Source organism: Neobacillus citreus (assembly GCF_018343545.2).
Taxonomy (GTDB): Bacteria; Bacillota; Bacilli; order Bacillales; family Cytobacillaceae; genus Neobacillus; species Neobacillus citreus.
This window is the reverse complement of sequence record NZ_JAGYPE020000013.1, coordinates 85,474-101,394: the sequence shown is the minus strand read 5'-3', so window position 1 is coordinate 101,394 and position 15,921 is coordinate 85,474. Positions and strand designations below refer to the sequence as shown.

Genomic DNA, 15,921 nt, shown 5'->3' with positions numbered 1-15,921 from the left:
GGCCTTAGCTCAGCTGGGAGAGCGCCTGCTTTGCACGCAGGAGGTCAGCGGTTCGATCCCGCTAGGCTCCACCATTTAATTTAAATATGTAATTTGGCGGTGTAGCTCAGCTGGCTAGAGCGTACGGTTCATACCCGTAAGGTCGGGGGTTCGATCCCCTCCGCCGCTACCAAGATTATTAGGACCTTTAGCTCAGCTGGTTAGAGCAGACGGCTCATAACCGTCCGGTCGTAGGTTCGAGTCCTACAAGGTCCACCATTAGTATCTTATTTTATGGAGGAATACCCAAGTTTGGCTGAAGGGATCGGTCTTGAAAACCGACAGGCGGGTTAAACCGCGCGGGGGTTCGAATCCCTCTTCCTCCGCCATAAATACATTTTATACTTTTTATTATCGCGGGGTGGAGCAACGAGCGTTGCTTCGATGAATAATCTGCGAGTTGTATCAATCGAGCTGCTGCTTGAATAAGCTTTCTGAGATTGATACAGTCCTACGTTTGCTTTTAGCTTGACGTAAACTTAATACTTCTTATTATCGCGGGGTGGAGCAGTCCGGTAGCTCGTCGGGCTCATAACCCGAAGGTCGCAGGTTCAAATCCTGCCCCCGCAATTCGGTCTGGTAGTTCAGTTGGTTAGAATGCCTGCCTGTCACGCAGGAGGTCGCGGGTTCGAGTCCCGTCCAGACCGCCATTTATCTTTGGCTTAATAGAAAATGATTTAATAATGGCTCAGTAGCTCAGTCGGTAGAGCAAAGGACTGAAAATCCTTGTGTCGGCGGTTCGATTCCGTCCTGAGCCACCTTTATTTTTAAAAACATCACGGCGGTTGTGGCGAAGTGGTTAACGCATCGGATTGTGGTTCCGACATTCGTGGGTTCGATTCCCATCAGCCGCCCCAATATAATGCGGGTGTAGTTTAGTGGTAAAACCACAGCCTTCCAAGCTGTTGTTGTGGGTTCGATTCCCATCACCCGCTCCATTATGGGCCTATAGCTCAGCTGGTTAGAGCGCACGCCTGATAAGCGTGAGGTCGATGGTTCGAGTCCATTTAGGCCCACCATAGTATTATTCCGCAGTAGCTCAGTGGTAGAGCTATCGGCTGTTAACCGATCGGTCGTAGGTTCGAGTCCTACCTGCGGAGCCATATAGAGAAGTACCCAAGTGGCTCAAGGGGCTCCCCTGCTAAGGGAGTAGGTCGCGTAAGCGGCGCGAGGGTTCGAATCCCTTCTTCTCTGCCATTTGGCCCCTTGGTCAAGCGGTTAAGACACCGCCCTTTCACGGCGGTAACACGGGTTCGAATCCCGTAGGGGTCATACGAAAAAGCTGATGACATATAGTCATCAGCTTTTTTGTTGTTTTTGAACATGCAAATCATTATATTAATATAACCTCTTTGCTATCTCTACAATGCAATAAAGTATTGAAATCGCTTGCAAGACTTCGATTTTCCGCAAATAAAGTTATCTATTTTTTTCAAAAATTGAATAACTTTTCAAACTACTTTAACAAAAAAATCACAAAAAAACTTAATAGATTCCTGTCGAAACACGAGAGATTTTTTGCCGTATCCTGGTGACAGCTGTCAAAAAACATCTAATAGTGGAGCCATTCCCCGCTTGCTGTCAGAAAAGATAAAAAAGTTTTACAAGGAATATTTGTTATTTGCACTTATAATTGGTTTTTGAAATACATAATTTCAGGTGAGGATGAGAAGAGCCATGGCAGTGAATACATTTTTTCCGACTGATTACCAGCTTCACTTATTTCACGAGGGAAATCTTTTTCAAAGTCATCAGCTTTTTGGCGCTCATATCTTTAAGGATTCCGCAAAGACTTATACACGATTTTGCGTTTGGGCTCCGAATGCCCTCAAAGTAAGGCTTGTGGGGGATTTTAATCACTGGAATGGTGATGGATATGAATTACAAAAAGTAAATGGTGAGGGTGTATGGATTATTGTCATCAAGCAAAATCTAGATGGCTGCAACTATAAATATGAAATCACCACAAAATCAAAGAAACGATTATTAAAAGCAGATCCCTATGCTTTTTACTCAGAATTAAGACCAAATACAGCCTCTGTTGTTTATTCGCTTGAGGGCTATAAATGGCAGGACACTCAATGGATGAACCGCAAAGCACAATCGAACTTCCTGGCGGAACCAGCCGTCATTTATGAGGTTCATGCGGGCTCATGGAAGACCAAGGATAATGGTGACTTTTTAACCTATCGAGAACTGGCGGAAGAACTTGTCCCTTATGTATTGGAGCTTGGCTTTACGCATATTGAGCTGCTGCCGCTGGTTGAACATCCACTTGACGCTTCTTGGGGGTACCAAGGGACTGGGTATTTCTCCGTAACATCGCGGTACGGGACTCCAGATGATTTCCGCTATTTCGTCGAACAGTGCCATCAGCATGGCATAGGGGTCATCCTTGACTGGGTACCCGGGCATTTCTGCAAGGACGCTCATGGGTTATACAATTTTGACGGTACACATCTTTATTCCTATTCCCATCTAAATGATAGGGAAAACCACATCTGGGGCACAGCCAATTTTGACCTTGGAAAAGGAGAGGTGCAAAGTTTCCTCATTTCAAACGCCCTATTTTGGATGGAAAATTATCATATCGATGGCTTCAGAATGGATGCTGTTGCCAATATCATTTATTGGCCGAATGCCTCAAATAGACAAAGTGAAAACCCCTTCGGTATTGCTTTCTTAAAAAAACTTAATCAAGCAATAAACAACTATAATCCATATTTTTTAATGATAGGGGAAGACTCCACCGATTTTTCGAAGGTAACGACCCCAGTCCGTTATGGCGGTCTTGGATTTGATTACAAATGGAATATGGGTTGGATGAATGACATGCTTGAATACATGGAAACGCCGCCGTTTGCAAGGTCACAGGCCCATTCAAAGGTCACTTTTTCACTTTTATATGCGTTTTCAGAAAACTTTATGCTCCCGTTTTCACATGATGAGGTTGTCCACGGGAAAAAATCTTTATTGGATAAGATGCCCGGTGATTATTGGGAAAAATTTGCCCAGCTAAGGCTTTTACTGGGCTATATGTTTGCCCATCCCGGGAAGAAGCTGCTATTTATGGGATTTGAACTGGGGCAGTTCGCGGAATGGAAAGATAAAGAACAGCTAGATTGGCATCTTTTGGACTACGAGCTGCACCGAAAACTGAATGCCTATGTGAAAGTCTTAACGAAAGTTTACAAACGCACCAAAGCCCTCTATGAACTCGATCATCTGTGGGATGGATTTGAATGGATGGATGTTAATAATAACGAGCAGTCGATGTTTTCCTTTATTCGAAAAGGGAAGAAGGAAGAGGATGCGATAATCATCATTTGCAATTTTACGGGCATTAGCTATCAGGATTATCAGATAGGTGTGCCAAACTCTGGTGAATACCGGGAAATTCTTAATAATGACGACTTAGAATTTGGTGGTGCCGGCCATATTAATAAGCACACCATTCCGGCTTCAGAAGAGCCTTTCCACGGAAGACCGTATTCTATCAAGCTCACAATTGCCCCGTATGGGTTTCAGATGATAAGACAAGTGAAAAAACGGAAGGAGAGAAAAGGCAATGGAAAAGAAAAGGTGCGTAGCCATGCTGCTGGCAGGAGGGAAAGGGAGCAGGCTTAATGCTCTTACAAAGGACCTTGCAAAACCGGCTGTGCCATTCGGAGGGAAGTATCGGATCATCGATTTTACCTTAAGCAATTGTGCAAATTCCGGAATTGATACTGTCGGCGTCTTAACGCAATATCAGCCGCTCTTGTTAAATTCATATATTGGAATAGGCAGTGCATGGGATCTTGACAGTAAAAATGGCGGGGTTACCGTTTTACCCCCTTACAGTGAATCCTCAGAAGTGAAGTGGTACACCGGTACGGCAAGCGCCATCTATCAAAACCTTAATTACTTAAAGCAGTACCAGCCGGACTACGTTTTAATCCTTTCTGGTGACCATATTTATAAAATGAATTACGAATCCATGCTTGAATACCATATTGAAAAACGAGCAGATGTAACGATCTCCCTGATCGAGGTACCTTGGGCGGAAGCCAGCCGGTTTGGGATTATGAATACAAACGATGAACTGAGAATCCTGGAATTTGAGGAAAAGCCAAGTGAGCCTAAAAATAATCTTGCATCGATGGGCATATATATTTTTAGTTGGAATATATTGAAAGAATATTTGGAAATGGATGCACGCAATCCGGACTCCAGTCACGACTTTGGGAAAGATGTCATTCCAAGGCTTCTTGAAGAAAATAAAAAATTATATGCCTATCCGTTCAAAGGCTATTGGAAGGACGTTGGCACTGTAAGAAGTCTTTGGGAGGCCAATATGGATTTATTGGACGAAGATTGCGAATTAGATTTATTTGACCATGACTGGAGAATTTATTCTGTTAATCCTAATCGTCCTCCGCAATATATTTCCCCGGATGCCAGAGTAATGGAATCACTCATTAATGAAGGATGTACAATTGAAGGGGAAATTGAGAAATCAGTACTCTTCCAGGGCGTAACAGTAGGGAAGGATTCCACTGTTAAGGAGTCTGTGATCATGCCGGATGCAACAATTGGCAGCAATTGTTTTATTGAAAAAGCGATTGTGCCTTGTAACGTGAAAATACCGGACGGAACGGTCATTCGTTCCTTCGATGATGAAATCATCCTAGTCACAGAGGAAATGTTAAAAGCGTTGTACTCTGCCTATTAAAAATAGAATGAAAGCCCAGTCGGACTGGGTGCTACAGATATTAGGTGATAAGAAACTGGAGGGGACTTTGGCGTGAAAAGAAAGCTTTTAGGTATTATTGATGCAACTACCTATCATGAGGATTTGGATGACCTATTAACACATCGTTCTTTGGCGGCGCTGCCTTATGCAGGCCGTTATCGTATTATTGACTTTGTCCTTTCAAATATGGTGAATTCCGGCATTCGCAGTGTCGCGATTTTTCCAAAAATGCAGTACCGTTCCTTGATGGACCACTTAGGGTCAGGGAAGAATTGGGATCTAAATCGGAAAAGGGATGGCCTTTTCTTTTTTCCTTCTCCAGTCGTAGGCAGCAATCCTAAAGGGATAGGTTCCTTTGATCTTTTCGCGGCAAATATGGATTATTTTTATCGCAGCACTCAGGAATATGCGATTATCTCAAATTGTTACACCATTTTAAATATGAATTTTAAACCCATGCTAGAATGGCATATGCATGCAAACTGCGATATTACCGAAATCCATCATCAGGATGGAAGATCATTAGAAATGTATTTAATCAAAACCTCTCTGTTGATGAAGCTGATTGAAACTAGATTTGAGACTGGGTACAGTTGTATGAAGGATGTCGTCAGCGATATTCATAATGATTACACTGTTTGCCAATATGATTATGATGGATATGCCGTCAAGATAGATTCAATTGAGAATTATTACTCGACCAGCATGAATTTGCTAAAGCCTAACGTTTGGAAAAATCTTTTTAATAATGACCAGCCTATTTTGACAAAGGTTAAGGATGAGCCGCCTGCTAAGTATTTAAAAGAATCATCCGTAAAAAATTCAATGATTGCAAACGGCTGTTTAATTAGCGGCACTGTTGAAAACAGTATTGTCTCGCGCGGAGTAAAAATCGGAAAAGGTACAGTTATTAAGAACTGTGTCATCATGCAAAAATGCCAAATTGAGGACAATTGTTACTTGGATTCGGTTATTTTGGATAAAGATGTCCGGGTTGAATCAGGGACACATTTAACTGGCACAGCGGGGGCACCGTTTGTAATAAGAAAAGGTACAAAGCAAGGAGCGTTGATGAATTCGTGAAAGTATTATTTGCAGTGTCAGAGTGTGGACCATTCGCAAAGTCGGGAGGCCTTGCTGATGTAGCCGGATCTCTGCCAAAAGAATTAAAAAGTCTAGGTACGGATGTAAGGGTCATTCTTCCCAAATATGGAACCATTTCGGACGAATATAAAAAAAGAATGAAGAAGATAAAGGAATTTTCCGTTTCTGTCGGCTGGAGAAAGCAGTATTGCGGGATTGAGGAACTAGTCCATCAAGGTGTTACGTTTTATTTTGTTGATAACGAATATTATTTTAAACGTGAAGGATTTTACGGTTATTACGATGATGGAGAAAGATTTGCCTTTTTTAACCGTGCGGTGCTAGAGGTCATAGAAGAGTTGAACTTTTATCCCGACGTACTGCATTGCCATGATTGGCATACGGCCATGATTCCTTACCTGCTTCGAAAAGAATATTACAAGAAGACAGGTTATGGTCAGATAAAAACTGTATTTACCATTCATAATCTGCAATTTCAAGGAGTTTTTTCAAAAGAGGTCTTGAGAGACCTGTTCAATCTCGATGAACAATCCTTCCATTCTGGACATTTAGAGTTTTTCGGAAATGTCAATTTCATGAAGGGTGCGCTTGTTGCAGCGGACACCATCACAACCGTGAGTCCAACCTATCGAAATGAAATTCAAACAGTGAACTACGGAGAAAAGCTTGACGGCTTGTTGAAAGCAAGAGGTGAAGATCTTTTGGGAATTTTAAACGGAATTGATGATGACTTTTATAACCCTGAACATGACCCATTTCTTTTGCAAACCTATTCAAGCCAAGACATTAAGAAGAAATCCATTAATAAAAAGGAAATTCAAAAGCAATTTGGTCTAAAGCAAACTGCTGCTGCTCCGTTAATGGTGATGATTTCAAGGTTGACTAGACAAAAGGGGCTTGATCTCATCAAATGTGTCCTTCGGGAGATTTTACAGGAGGATATCCAAGTTATTATCCTTGGAACCGGGGATTATGAATATGAAGAATATTTACGGCAGGCAGCCCGGATTTATCCGGAAAAATTGAAGGTTCATACCGGCTTTGATGAGGGACTTGCGCATCGATTATACGCAGCGGCAGACCTATTCTTGATGCCGTCCCTGTTTGAACCGTGCGGCCTTTCCCAGTTGATAGCCATGAAATATGGAGCCATCCCAATTGTTCGGGAAACGGGCGGTTTAAATGATACGGTGAAGGCATGGAATGAGTTCACAAAGAAGGGAAATGGGTTTTCCTTCCGTAACTTCAATGCTCACGATATGCTTTATACGATTCAGCGGGCAATTAACTTCTATCATGATAAAAAAACATGGGGATCAATTGTAAAACAGGCAATGGAAATGGATTATAGCTGGGCTCAATCCGCTTTCCGCTATAACCAGCTGTATGCTGAACTCACCACAAGGAGTGAAACCCATGTTTTCTAATAAAGAACGGTTTAAGGCAGACTTTTTAAAAAGGCTTGAGATGCTCTGCGGGAAGAGCTTCTCAGAAAGCACTCCAAGGGATCATTACCAAACCCTCGGCAACATGATCAGAGAATTTGTTAGTAATGATTGGATTGCCACCAATGAACGTTACATGGCAGTTAGAGAGAAACAGGTATATTATTTATCGATTGAATATTTGCTAGGCAAGCTGCTACGGCAGAATCTGCTTAATCTGGGCGTGGAGGAAACCGTTGCGGAAGGCCTAAGTGACTTAGGTATTGAATTGGCGGACCTTGAAGAGCTGGAACCGGATGCAGGCTTAGGAAACGGCGGCTTAGGCAGACTAGCCGCCTGCTTTTTGGACTCACTTGCTTCCACTGATCTGCCGGGACATGGCCATGGAATCCGCTATAAACATGGGTTATTTGAACAGAAGATAGTCGACGGCTATCAGGTTGAACTGCCGGAGCAATGGCTAAGAAGCGGCAATGTTTGGGAAATACGCAAGGCCGATTTGGCGGTTAGTATCCCGTTTTGGGGGAAAGTTGAAACCCGGCAGGAAAATGGCAGGCTTGTTTTTCAACATATAAACACGGAAGTAGTTACTGCTGTTCCATACGATATGCCTGTTGTCGGCTTTCAGACAAAGACAGTTAATACCTTAAGGCTTTGGAGTTCAGAGCCCGCTCAGTTTCCAGTTCATAAAGATATTTTACAATATAAGCGGAGGACAGAAGCCATTTCCGAATTCCTTTATCCGGACGATACCCATGATGAAGGCAAGACGTTAAGGCTAAAGCAGCAATACTTTTTAGTGTCGGCAAGCCTCCAGTCAATTTTAAGGTCCTATAAAAAACAGCATGGCAGCCTTGAAGAGCTGAATCATCATGTTTGTATTCATATTAATGATACCCATCCTGTTCTAGCCATTCCAGAACTGATGAGGATTCTGATGGATGAGGAAGGCTTTTCTTGGGAACAAGCATGGGAGATTACTACTAATACAATCTCTTATACCAATCATACCACCTTATCAGAAGCCTTGGAGAAATGGCCGATTCATATCTTCCAGCCGCTCCTGCCAAGAATTTATATGATTGTTGAGGAAATAAATGAAAGATTCTGCAAGGAACGTTGGGAAGAGACCCCAGGCGATTGGGAGCGAATTGCGGGACTAGCGATAATAGCGGATGGCTATGTCAAAATGGCCCATTTAGCGATTGTTGGCAGCTTTAGTGTAAACGGTGTGGCAAGATTACATACCGAAATCTTAAAGGAACGTGAGATGCGGCCCTTCTTTCAGCTTTTCCCTGAGAAATTCAACAATAAGACGAACGGCATTGCCCACCGCCGCTGGCTGTTAAAAGCAAACCCCAAATTGTCCTCGCTCCTAAGCGAAACAATCGGGGATGGGTGGACTCACTCTGCACATGAGCTGATGCAGTTCCTTAAATATCAAGACAATCACTCGATTTTAGGGAAATTAGCGGCAATCAAGCAGGAGAATAAGCAAAATATGGCTGAGGTGATTTATAAGCACAACGGTATTTCCGTCAATCCTGATGCCATCTTTGATGTCCAGGTGAAGAGGCTGCACGCTTATAAAAGACAGCTTCTAAATGTCCTGCATATCATGCACCTATATAATCGAATTTTGGAAGATTCCAGTTTTTCCATGGTACCGAGGGTATTTATTTTTGGAGCAAAAGCATCTCCTGGATATTATTACGCGAAGAAGATTATTAAATTAATCAATACAGTAGCTGAGAAAGTTAACCATGACCCAAAAGTCGGCGATAAGATGAAGGTTGTGTTTTTGGAGAACTACCGCGTTTCATTGGCGGAGAAAATATTTCCTGCTGCAGATATAAGCGAGCAGATTTCAACGGCCAGCAAGGAAGCATCAGGTACGGGGAATATGAAGTTTATGATTAATGGGGCATTGACGTTAGGGACTTTGGACGGGGCAAATGTAGAAATTCATGAAAGGGTGGGGGACGATAATATTTTTATCTTCGGTCTAACGGCCGAGGAGGTCCTTCATTATTATCGGCACGGCGGATATGAATCCGTTGAATATTATCATCATGATAACCGGATTCAGCAGGCTGTCAATCAGCTGGTGAACGGATTTTTCCCGGGCGTCCATAACGAATTTGAACCAATCTTTGACTCGCTGCTTGAAGAAAACGATCAATATTTTGTCTTAAAGGATTTCGCTTCCTATGCAGATACCCAGCGGAGGGTAGGAGAAGCCTATGCGGATTCACTAAAATGGCAGAAAATGTGCCTGACTAACATCGCCCATGCAGGCTACTTCTCGAGCGACCGAACGATAAAAGAATACGCCAAAGATATATGGGGAATCCATCCAGTAAAATAATATTTAAAAAGCTTCTGCTCTCGGCAGAAGCTTTTTTGGCTAGTAAGAAAGTATAAATTCAACTACGCCACTGTCTTCGTCCTTACGGACTCGCCAATCGGCAAGTTTTCATTTAATCTTATTTAAGAAAAAAAGTAACCGGCGAAAATCCCAATAGCCAGTAAGAAGCCGAAGATGGTGTTCGTTTGGGCCGTAGCTTTCATCGCTGGTGCCATTTGAATTGGCACTGTACCCTTAATAAAGCCTTTAACTGATTTAATCGGTTTCGGTGTGCTTATTAATACGAGCGCCGTCCAAATTGGGGCAATATCCGCAATTATCAGCCCCAAAATCCAGACATACGAAAAAGCAAACATCCCGGCCAATAGGAAGATGGCCTTTTCTTTGCCTAGAAGAATGGCCAATGTTTTCCGGCCAAATTCTTTGTCGCCGTCAAGGTCGCGGATGTTATTGGACAAAAGAATTCCGCCGACCAAAATAAAACTTGGCACTGATACAAGAATACTTGTGCTGTCCACTGTCCCTGTTTGGATAAAGAATGAGATTAAAATAATCATCATCCCCATAAAGAAACCGGCAAACAATTCTCCGAAAGGTGTGTAGGCGATTGGCAGCGGCCCGCCTGTATATAAATACCCAATCAACATACATACCAAGCCCACTAAAGCTAACCACCAACTGCTGTTTGCACATATATAAACTCCCAATAATAAAGCAATTCCATAGAGTCCTAATGCCAGCTGCATCACAGTCTTTGGCTTAATTCCGTCCCGGACAATACTTCCGCCAATCCCGACAGAGTCCTCTGTATCGAGTCCTCGTTTAAAATCATAATATTCATTAAACATATTTGTAGCGGCTTGAATTAACAGGCTTGCAATCAGCATGGCGAAGAAAAGACCGAAATGAATTTTCCCGTGCCGAAGTGCCAATGCAGTGCCTAGCAATACAGGAACAAACGCTGCTGTTAAAGTATGGGGGCGGGTCATCTGCCACCAAACCTGGAAGCCGCGGTTTGAGTCAACAACAGGTTTAGAACCTTCCCGTAAATTTGGCTGCATATTTTTTTCTCCTCCCTTTTAAATGCATTATCTATCTGTACAAAACGAATTTATAAAGAATGGTTATTACCCAAACCTAAGTGTAGGAAATATCAAGTGGAGTGTCAATTAAATTTTACTTTCAAAACTAGAAGATAATCCCTTCTCGAGTAATATCCATATTTAGTGGGAAAATGAGTGTATCGAAGCCTTTTGCAACCGATTTTCGGAAATTTGACATATAATAAGGAAATGAAGCAGGAGAAGTAGTGACAACCATTATTGACTTCTTTACAATGGGAGTAGTATCTTTAAAAAGGCTTAAAATGAATGGAGACAGCCCTATTTGGCTGTTTTGGAGGGATTTGCTTGATTACCATTCAGGAAATCGAAACGAAGGAAAGAAGTCTTTTGGCGATGAAGCGCGCAAAAGAACTTGGCCGTCCCATTTTAATGAGTGAAGTTGAAAAAATGAATCATATCGACCCCCTTTTATTCTTTTCTAGTGGGAATGAACACTATTCAGGTGAACGGTTTTTTTGGAAGGATCCAAAGGACGAATTTATTTTCGCGGGACTGGGAATTTCTAAGCAATTTCAAATAGATCAGTCAGATGACCGTTTTGGCCTTATTGAAAGAGAATGGAAGGAATTTTTAAAGGACAGCCTTATTTCTAATCCATTTTCCGAAATTGGAATAGGCCCGCTGATATTTGGAGGATTTTCTTTTGATCCATACAAAGAGAAGACAGTGCTTTGGTCTAAATTTGATGATTCTTTATTTTATCTGCCAAAATATCTTTTGAGTGTTATTAAGGGACAAGTCTTTTTGACAACTAATTTTATCTTTACACCGAACGATGATGAATTGTTATATAAACATATAATCGATGAACGGAATAAACTTTTTCAGTCTCTTCAGAAACACCACCACACAGCTCTGCCTGCCCTTCTGGAAACAAAGGAAATTTCACCTGAGAAGTGGAAAAATACAGTTGATGCAATGGTAAAGGAATTAAACAGAGGCCCGCTTAAAAAAGTAGTTCTTGCCAGGGAACTTCGGTTAAATTTTAATGACATTGTTGCTTCAGAGGCAGTCCTGCAACATTTAAATGAACAACAGCATGAAAGCTTTATCTTTGCTCTTGAATCGAATGGCGATTGTTTTCTTGGAGCATCTCCAGAGAGACTGGTGAAAAAGAATGGCACCGAACTTTTTTCTACCTGCCTTGCTGGTTCCAGCTCCAGGGGACATAACCCGGAGGAGGATCGATTACTGGGAGAAAAATTGCTTTCTGACCAGAAAAACTTGCTTGAGCATCAATATGTTGTGGAAATGATAAAAGAAGCACTAGAGGAATCATGTGAAGAAATCATCCTTCCTGATAAACCTCAGCTAATGAAAATCAGGGACATACAGCATTTGTATACGCCGGTCATCGGAAAATGCAGTGGTGACAGTTCACTATTGCATATGGTCGAAAGATTGCATCCAACCCCTGCTCTTGGCGGACTTCCGAAGAAAGAAGCGGTTGAAAAAATCCGTCAAGTTGAGGAGCTTGACCGCGGCTTTTATGCTGCACCTGTAGGTTGGCTGGATTACGAAGGAAATGGGGAATTTGCAGTAGCCATTCGCTCAGGTCTCTTACAAGGCAAGGAAGCATCCTTATTTGCCGGATGCGGCGTTGTAGCTGATTCTGATTCCGAAAGTGAATATTTAGAGACAAGCTTGAAGTTTAGGCCAATGCTTCGGGCACTTGGGGGAAAATAGTATGAATCATCAAGAATCGTTAACTGCTTATATCGCGGCATTTGTCGGGGAGCTGGTTCTTTCCGGGATTACCGATGTGGTGGTCAGTCCCGGGTCAAGATCCACCCCAATGGCATTGGTTATGGCAGAACATCCGGATTTAAACGTCCATATCCATGTGGATGAGCGCTCTGCCGCCTTTTTTGCATTGGGAATCGCCAAGGCGACAAATCGAACCGTTGCTATTCTTTGCACATCAGGTACCGCTGCTGCCAATTACTTTCCCGCTATTGTCGAAGCGCGTTATTCACGAGTCCCAGTGCTGGTTTTGACAGCAGACCGGCCTCATGAGTTGCGAGAGGTAGGGGCACCGCAGGCGATTGACCAAATTCATTTGTACGGGAAACACGTCAAGTGGTTTGCAGAAATGGCACTGCCTGAGAAAAATGATGAGATGATCCGCTACGCGCGGACAGTCTGCTCCCGTGCTGCCTCATATGCAGCCAGCGCTCCAGCTGGTCCGGTTCATTTGAACTTTCCTTTTAGAGAACCACTTATTCCTAAAATGGATGAGGAACTCTTTGCAGTGAGTGAGCGACCGGAAGGATATGTGCAGGTACATAATGGTGAACTAAACATAAACGAAATGGAGTATCAAGAAATCGCCGAGCGGTTGGCTGGCAAAGCGAAGGGGATCATTGTTTGCGGAAATGTTGCCGATGAACGTTTCGCAATTGCTGTAACAAAGCTCGCTAATCAATTAAAGTATCCAATCTTAGCAGACCCGCTATCACAGCTTAGAAGTGGGCAGCATGCAAATGATCAAATTATTGATACTTACGACACATTCTTACGAAATGAAGATGCGAAATCTTACCTTAAACCGGACGTGATTATCCGAATTGGTTCGATGCCGGTGTCTAAAGCGTTAACCATTTTTATCAAAGGAAATCCGAATGCAGATCAATTTGTGGTCGATGGCGGAGGCGGCTGGCGGGATCCTGCTATCTTGTCGACCGATATGATTTTTTGTAATGAAGCAATTTTTTGTGAAAAACTTTCAGCGTATTCCAAACCTCGGGTGGAGACGGGATATTTAGACGCTTGGAAAAAAGTAAATGACCTTACAAAAGTAAATATGTCTCCAATCCGGGATATTCCAGAATTAAGTGAAGGAAAGCTATTTTATCAGCTTGCTGAGATGCTGCCGGATGGTGCCGCATTATTTGTTGGAAACAGTATGCCAATTCGTGATTTGGACAGCTTTTTCTTAACAAATGGCAAGTCAATTAAGATTATGGCTAACAGGGGTGCGAACGGCATAGACGGGACCGTATCCACAGCCTTGGGTGCGGCGATGTACTCAAAGCCGTTATATTTGGTCCTTGGAGACTTAACCTTTTTCCATGATTTAAATGGACTTTGGGCAGCTATGAAGCATCAAATTAATATAAACATTATCCTTATAAACAATAATGGCGGCGGGATATTCTCCTTCCTTCCGCAATCGGAACATCCGAAGCATTTCGAGCTTCTTTTCGGTACACCATTAAACATTGAATTTGAACATGCCGTCAAAATGTTTAACGGACAATTTACGAGAATTAAGGATTGGGATCATTTCCAAATTGAAATGGAAAAAACAAGAGATGCGGCAGGCATAAATGTCTATGAAATTGTCACAAACAGAGACAAAAATCGAGACGAGCACCGCGAATTTTGGCATGTGGTTTCCCAGGAAATATCAAATTTTGTCAAAGGGGAGCAAAAATGAGGATAGTTACCGGCGGAATCCGCTATCATGTCGAGATATGCGGGAAGGGATTCCCCCTCGTTATGCTTCATGGATTTACGGGGGATTCATCAACGTGGACTACTTTTTGCGAACGACTGGGAAAACACTCGCGGTTGATTATTCCTGATATCATCGGGCATGGAAAAACAGAATCTCCTGAGGCTGCGGGCCGATACCGGATGGAGGAGGCAGCTCAAGATTTAATTTCCATTCTTGATGAACTCCAGATTGAGCAAATTGATTTATTAGGTTATTCAATGGGGGGCAGGCTTGCCCTTTCATTTGCCTGTCTATATCCCAAAAGGGTTCGAAAATTGATTTTGGAAAGCGCTTCGCCTGGTCTTGAATCAGAGGACGAAAGAAAACAGCGCCGTATGAAAGATGCCGAATTAGCCCATTTTATTAAGGATAAAGAAATAAAGGAGTTTGTTGAATACTGGGAGAATGTCCCCTTATTTTCAACCATGAAGAGGCTGCCGGAGAAAGTACAAGGAAAAGTAAGGGAACAGCGTTTAAACAATTCTCCTATTGGTCTTGCCAATAGCTTGCTAGGTATGGGGACGGGTTCTCAGCCCTCTTGGTGGGGGCAATTAAATAAGCTAGCCTGTGAAGTTTTGCTGCTCACCGGTGAGGAAGATTTGAAGTTCTGCAGGATTGCTGAAAAAATGCACAAGGAGCTGAAAAATAGTTCTTTGGTAACGATCGCACAATGCGGTCATACAATTCATGTGGAAGAACCCGAAAAGTTTGGTACAATAGTAAGTGACTTTTTGTCAAATACAAACAAAGGAGGAATTTATAGTGGCAGTTGAATGGATTCCAGTTCGTAAATACGATGAAATTATTTATGAAACGTATAACGGAATAGCCAAAATCACGATTAACCGTCCCCATGTACATAATGCTTTCACACCAAAAACAGTGATGGAATTAATCGATGCTTTTGCCTATGCCCGTGATGATTCCGAAGTCGGCGTCATTGTTTTAACAGGTGCAGGAGACAAGGCATTCTGTTCCGGCGGCGACCAAAGCGTCCGCGGACATGGCGGCTATGTTGGTGAGGACCAAATTCCCCGCCTAAACGTACTTGATCTGCAGCGTCTGATTCGTGTTATTCCAAAACCGGTTGTGGCAATGGTTAAAGGCTATGCAATCGGCGGAGGTCATGTTCTGCATGTAGTCTGTGATTTAACGATTGCAGCTGACAATGCTGTTTTTGGACAAACAGGTCCTAAGGTAGGCAGCTTTGATGCCGGCTACGGTTCAGGTTATCTTGCCCGTATTATCGGTCATAAAAAGGCACGTGAAATCTGGTATTTATGCCGCCAATACAATGCTCAAGAGGCGCTCGATATGGGCTTAGTCAATACCGTTGTTCCGCTTGAACAGGTAGAAGAAGAAACAATCAAATGGTGCGAGGAAATGCTTGAAAAGAGCCCAACCGCACTTCGTTTCATCAAAGCTGCCATGAATGCAGATACCGATGGATTGGCTGGACTTCAGCAATTTGCTGGTGACGCAACGCTGTTGTATTATACAACCGACGAAGCGAAAGAAGGACGCGATGCCTTTAAGGAAAAGCGCAAGCCAGACTTCGGCCAATTCCCTCGTTTCCCTTGATGAAAAAACGTTACAACAGCTTGATG

Annotated in this window: 10 protein-coding genes and 12 tRNA genes; 21 read left to right on the top strand and 1 reads right to left on the bottom strand. The window is 42.8% G+C overall.

Annotated features, from left to right (window positions below; all coding sequences use genetic code 11):
• Positions 1-95: 95 nt before the first annotated feature.
• From KHB02_RS10090 to KHB02_RS10010, 17 genes are all read left to right on the top strand, one after another.
• Positions 96-172: transfer RNA gene (locus KHB02_RS10090), tRNA-Met, on the top strand.
• A gap of 9 nt (positions 173-181) precedes the next feature.
• Positions 182-258, top strand: a tRNA-Ile gene (locus KHB02_RS10085).
• Between the two features lie 17 nt (positions 259-275).
• Positions 276-368: transfer RNA gene (locus tag KHB02_RS10080), tRNA-Ser, on the top strand.
• Between the two features lie 167 nt (positions 369-535).
• Positions 536-609: transfer RNA gene (locus tag KHB02_RS10075), tRNA-Met, on the top strand.
• Positions 610-612: 3 nt separating this feature from the next.
• Positions 613-689 (top strand) — tRNA-Asp (locus KHB02_RS10070).
• Positions 690-724: 35 nt separating this feature from the next.
• A tRNA-Phe gene (locus tag KHB02_RS10065) sits at positions 725-797 on the top strand.
• Between the two features lie 23 nt (positions 798-820).
• Positions 821-896: transfer RNA gene (locus KHB02_RS10060), tRNA-His, on the top strand.
• A gap of 7 nt (positions 897-903) precedes the next feature.
• Positions 904-977 (top strand) — tRNA-Gly (locus KHB02_RS10055).
• A gap of 4 nt (positions 978-981) precedes the next feature.
• Positions 982-1,058: transfer RNA gene (locus KHB02_RS10050), tRNA-Ile, on the top strand.
• Between the two features lie 9 nt (positions 1,059-1,067).
• Positions 1,068-1,142: transfer RNA gene (locus KHB02_RS10045), tRNA-Asn, on the top strand.
• Between the two features lie 3 nt (positions 1,143-1,145).
• Positions 1,146-1,236, top strand: a tRNA-Ser gene (locus tag KHB02_RS10040).
• A 3-nt stretch (positions 1,237-1,239) separates the two neighbouring features.
• Positions 1,240-1,311, top strand: a tRNA-Glu gene (locus tag KHB02_RS10035).
• A gap of 405 nt (positions 1,312-1,716) precedes the next feature.
• On the top strand, positions 1,717-3,666 hold the full coding sequence (glgB, locus tag KHB02_RS10030) for a 1,4-alpha-glucan branching protein GlgB (protein WP_213144514.1): 1,950 nt from the start codon (positions 1,717-1,719) through the stop codon (positions 3,664-3,666).
• On the top strand, positions 3,608-4,753 hold the full coding sequence (locus tag KHB02_RS10025) for a glucose-1-phosphate adenylyltransferase (RefSeq protein ID WP_213144515.1): 1,146 nt from the start codon (positions 3,608-3,610) through the stop codon (positions 4,751-4,753). The genes glgB and KHB02_RS10025 overlap by 59 nt, the downstream gene beginning before the upstream one ends.
• A 72-nt stretch (positions 4,754-4,825) precedes the next feature.
• Positions 4,826-5,857, top strand: a complete 1,032-nt coding sequence (locus tag KHB02_RS10020) for a GlgC family sugar phosphate nucleotidyltransferase (protein WP_213144516.1) — start codon at positions 4,826-4,828, stop codon at positions 5,855-5,857.
• Positions 5,854-7,305 (top strand): glycogen synthase GlgA, encoded by a 1,452-nt coding sequence (gene glgA / locus KHB02_RS10015; RefSeq protein WP_213144517.1) that lies wholly within the window; start codon positions 5,854-5,856, stop codon positions 7,303-7,305. The genes KHB02_RS10020 and glgA overlap by 4 nt, the downstream gene beginning before the upstream one ends.
• Entirely contained in the window at positions 7,295-9,691 is a 2,397-nt protein-coding gene (locus tag KHB02_RS10010; RefSeq protein WP_213144518.1) for a glycogen/starch/alpha-glucan phosphorylase, read from the top strand. The genes glgA and KHB02_RS10010 overlap by 11 nt, the downstream gene beginning before the upstream one ends.
• A 122-nt stretch (positions 9,692-9,813) precedes the next feature.
• On the opposite strand, the gene KHB02_RS10005 is transcribed toward KHB02_RS10010, so the two are convergent.
• Positions 9,814-10,752, bottom strand: coding sequence for a 1,4-dihydroxy-2-naphthoate polyprenyltransferase (locus tag KHB02_RS10005; RefSeq protein ID WP_213144519.1), 939 nt, complete (start codon positions 10,750-10,752; stop codon positions 9,814-9,816).
• A gap of 348 nt (positions 10,753-11,100) precedes the next feature.
• Between KHB02_RS10005 and KHB02_RS10000 the strand changes: the two genes are divergently transcribed.
• From KHB02_RS10000 to menB, 4 genes are read left to right on the top strand one after another with little or no spacing between them, the layout of a single operon-like run.
• Complete coding sequence (locus KHB02_RS10000) at positions 11,101-12,501, top strand: isochorismate synthase (RefSeq protein ID WP_241113797.1); 1,401 nt, start codon at positions 11,101-11,103, stop codon at positions 12,499-12,501.
• Between the two features lies 1 nt (position 12,502).
• On the top strand, positions 12,503-14,254 hold the full coding sequence (menD, locus tag KHB02_RS09995) for a 2-succinyl-5-enolpyruvyl-6-hydroxy-3-cyclohexene-1-carboxylic-acid synthase (RefSeq protein ID WP_213144521.1): 1,752 nt from the start codon (positions 12,503-12,505) through the stop codon (positions 14,252-14,254).
• On the top strand, positions 14,251-15,087 hold the full coding sequence (menH, locus tag KHB02_RS09990; RefSeq protein ID WP_213144522.1) for a 2-succinyl-6-hydroxy-2,4-cyclohexadiene-1-carboxylate synthase: 837 nt from the start codon (positions 14,251-14,253) through the stop codon (positions 15,085-15,087). The genes menD and menH overlap by 4 nt, the downstream gene beginning before the upstream one ends.
• On the top strand, positions 15,077-15,895 hold the full coding sequence (gene menB / locus KHB02_RS09985) for a 1,4-dihydroxy-2-naphthoyl-CoA synthase (protein ID WP_213144523.1): 819 nt from the start codon (positions 15,077-15,079) through the stop codon (positions 15,893-15,895). Before menH ends, menB begins: the two co-directional genes overlap by 11 nt.
• The last annotated feature ends 26 nt before the right edge of the window (positions 15,896-15,921 follow it).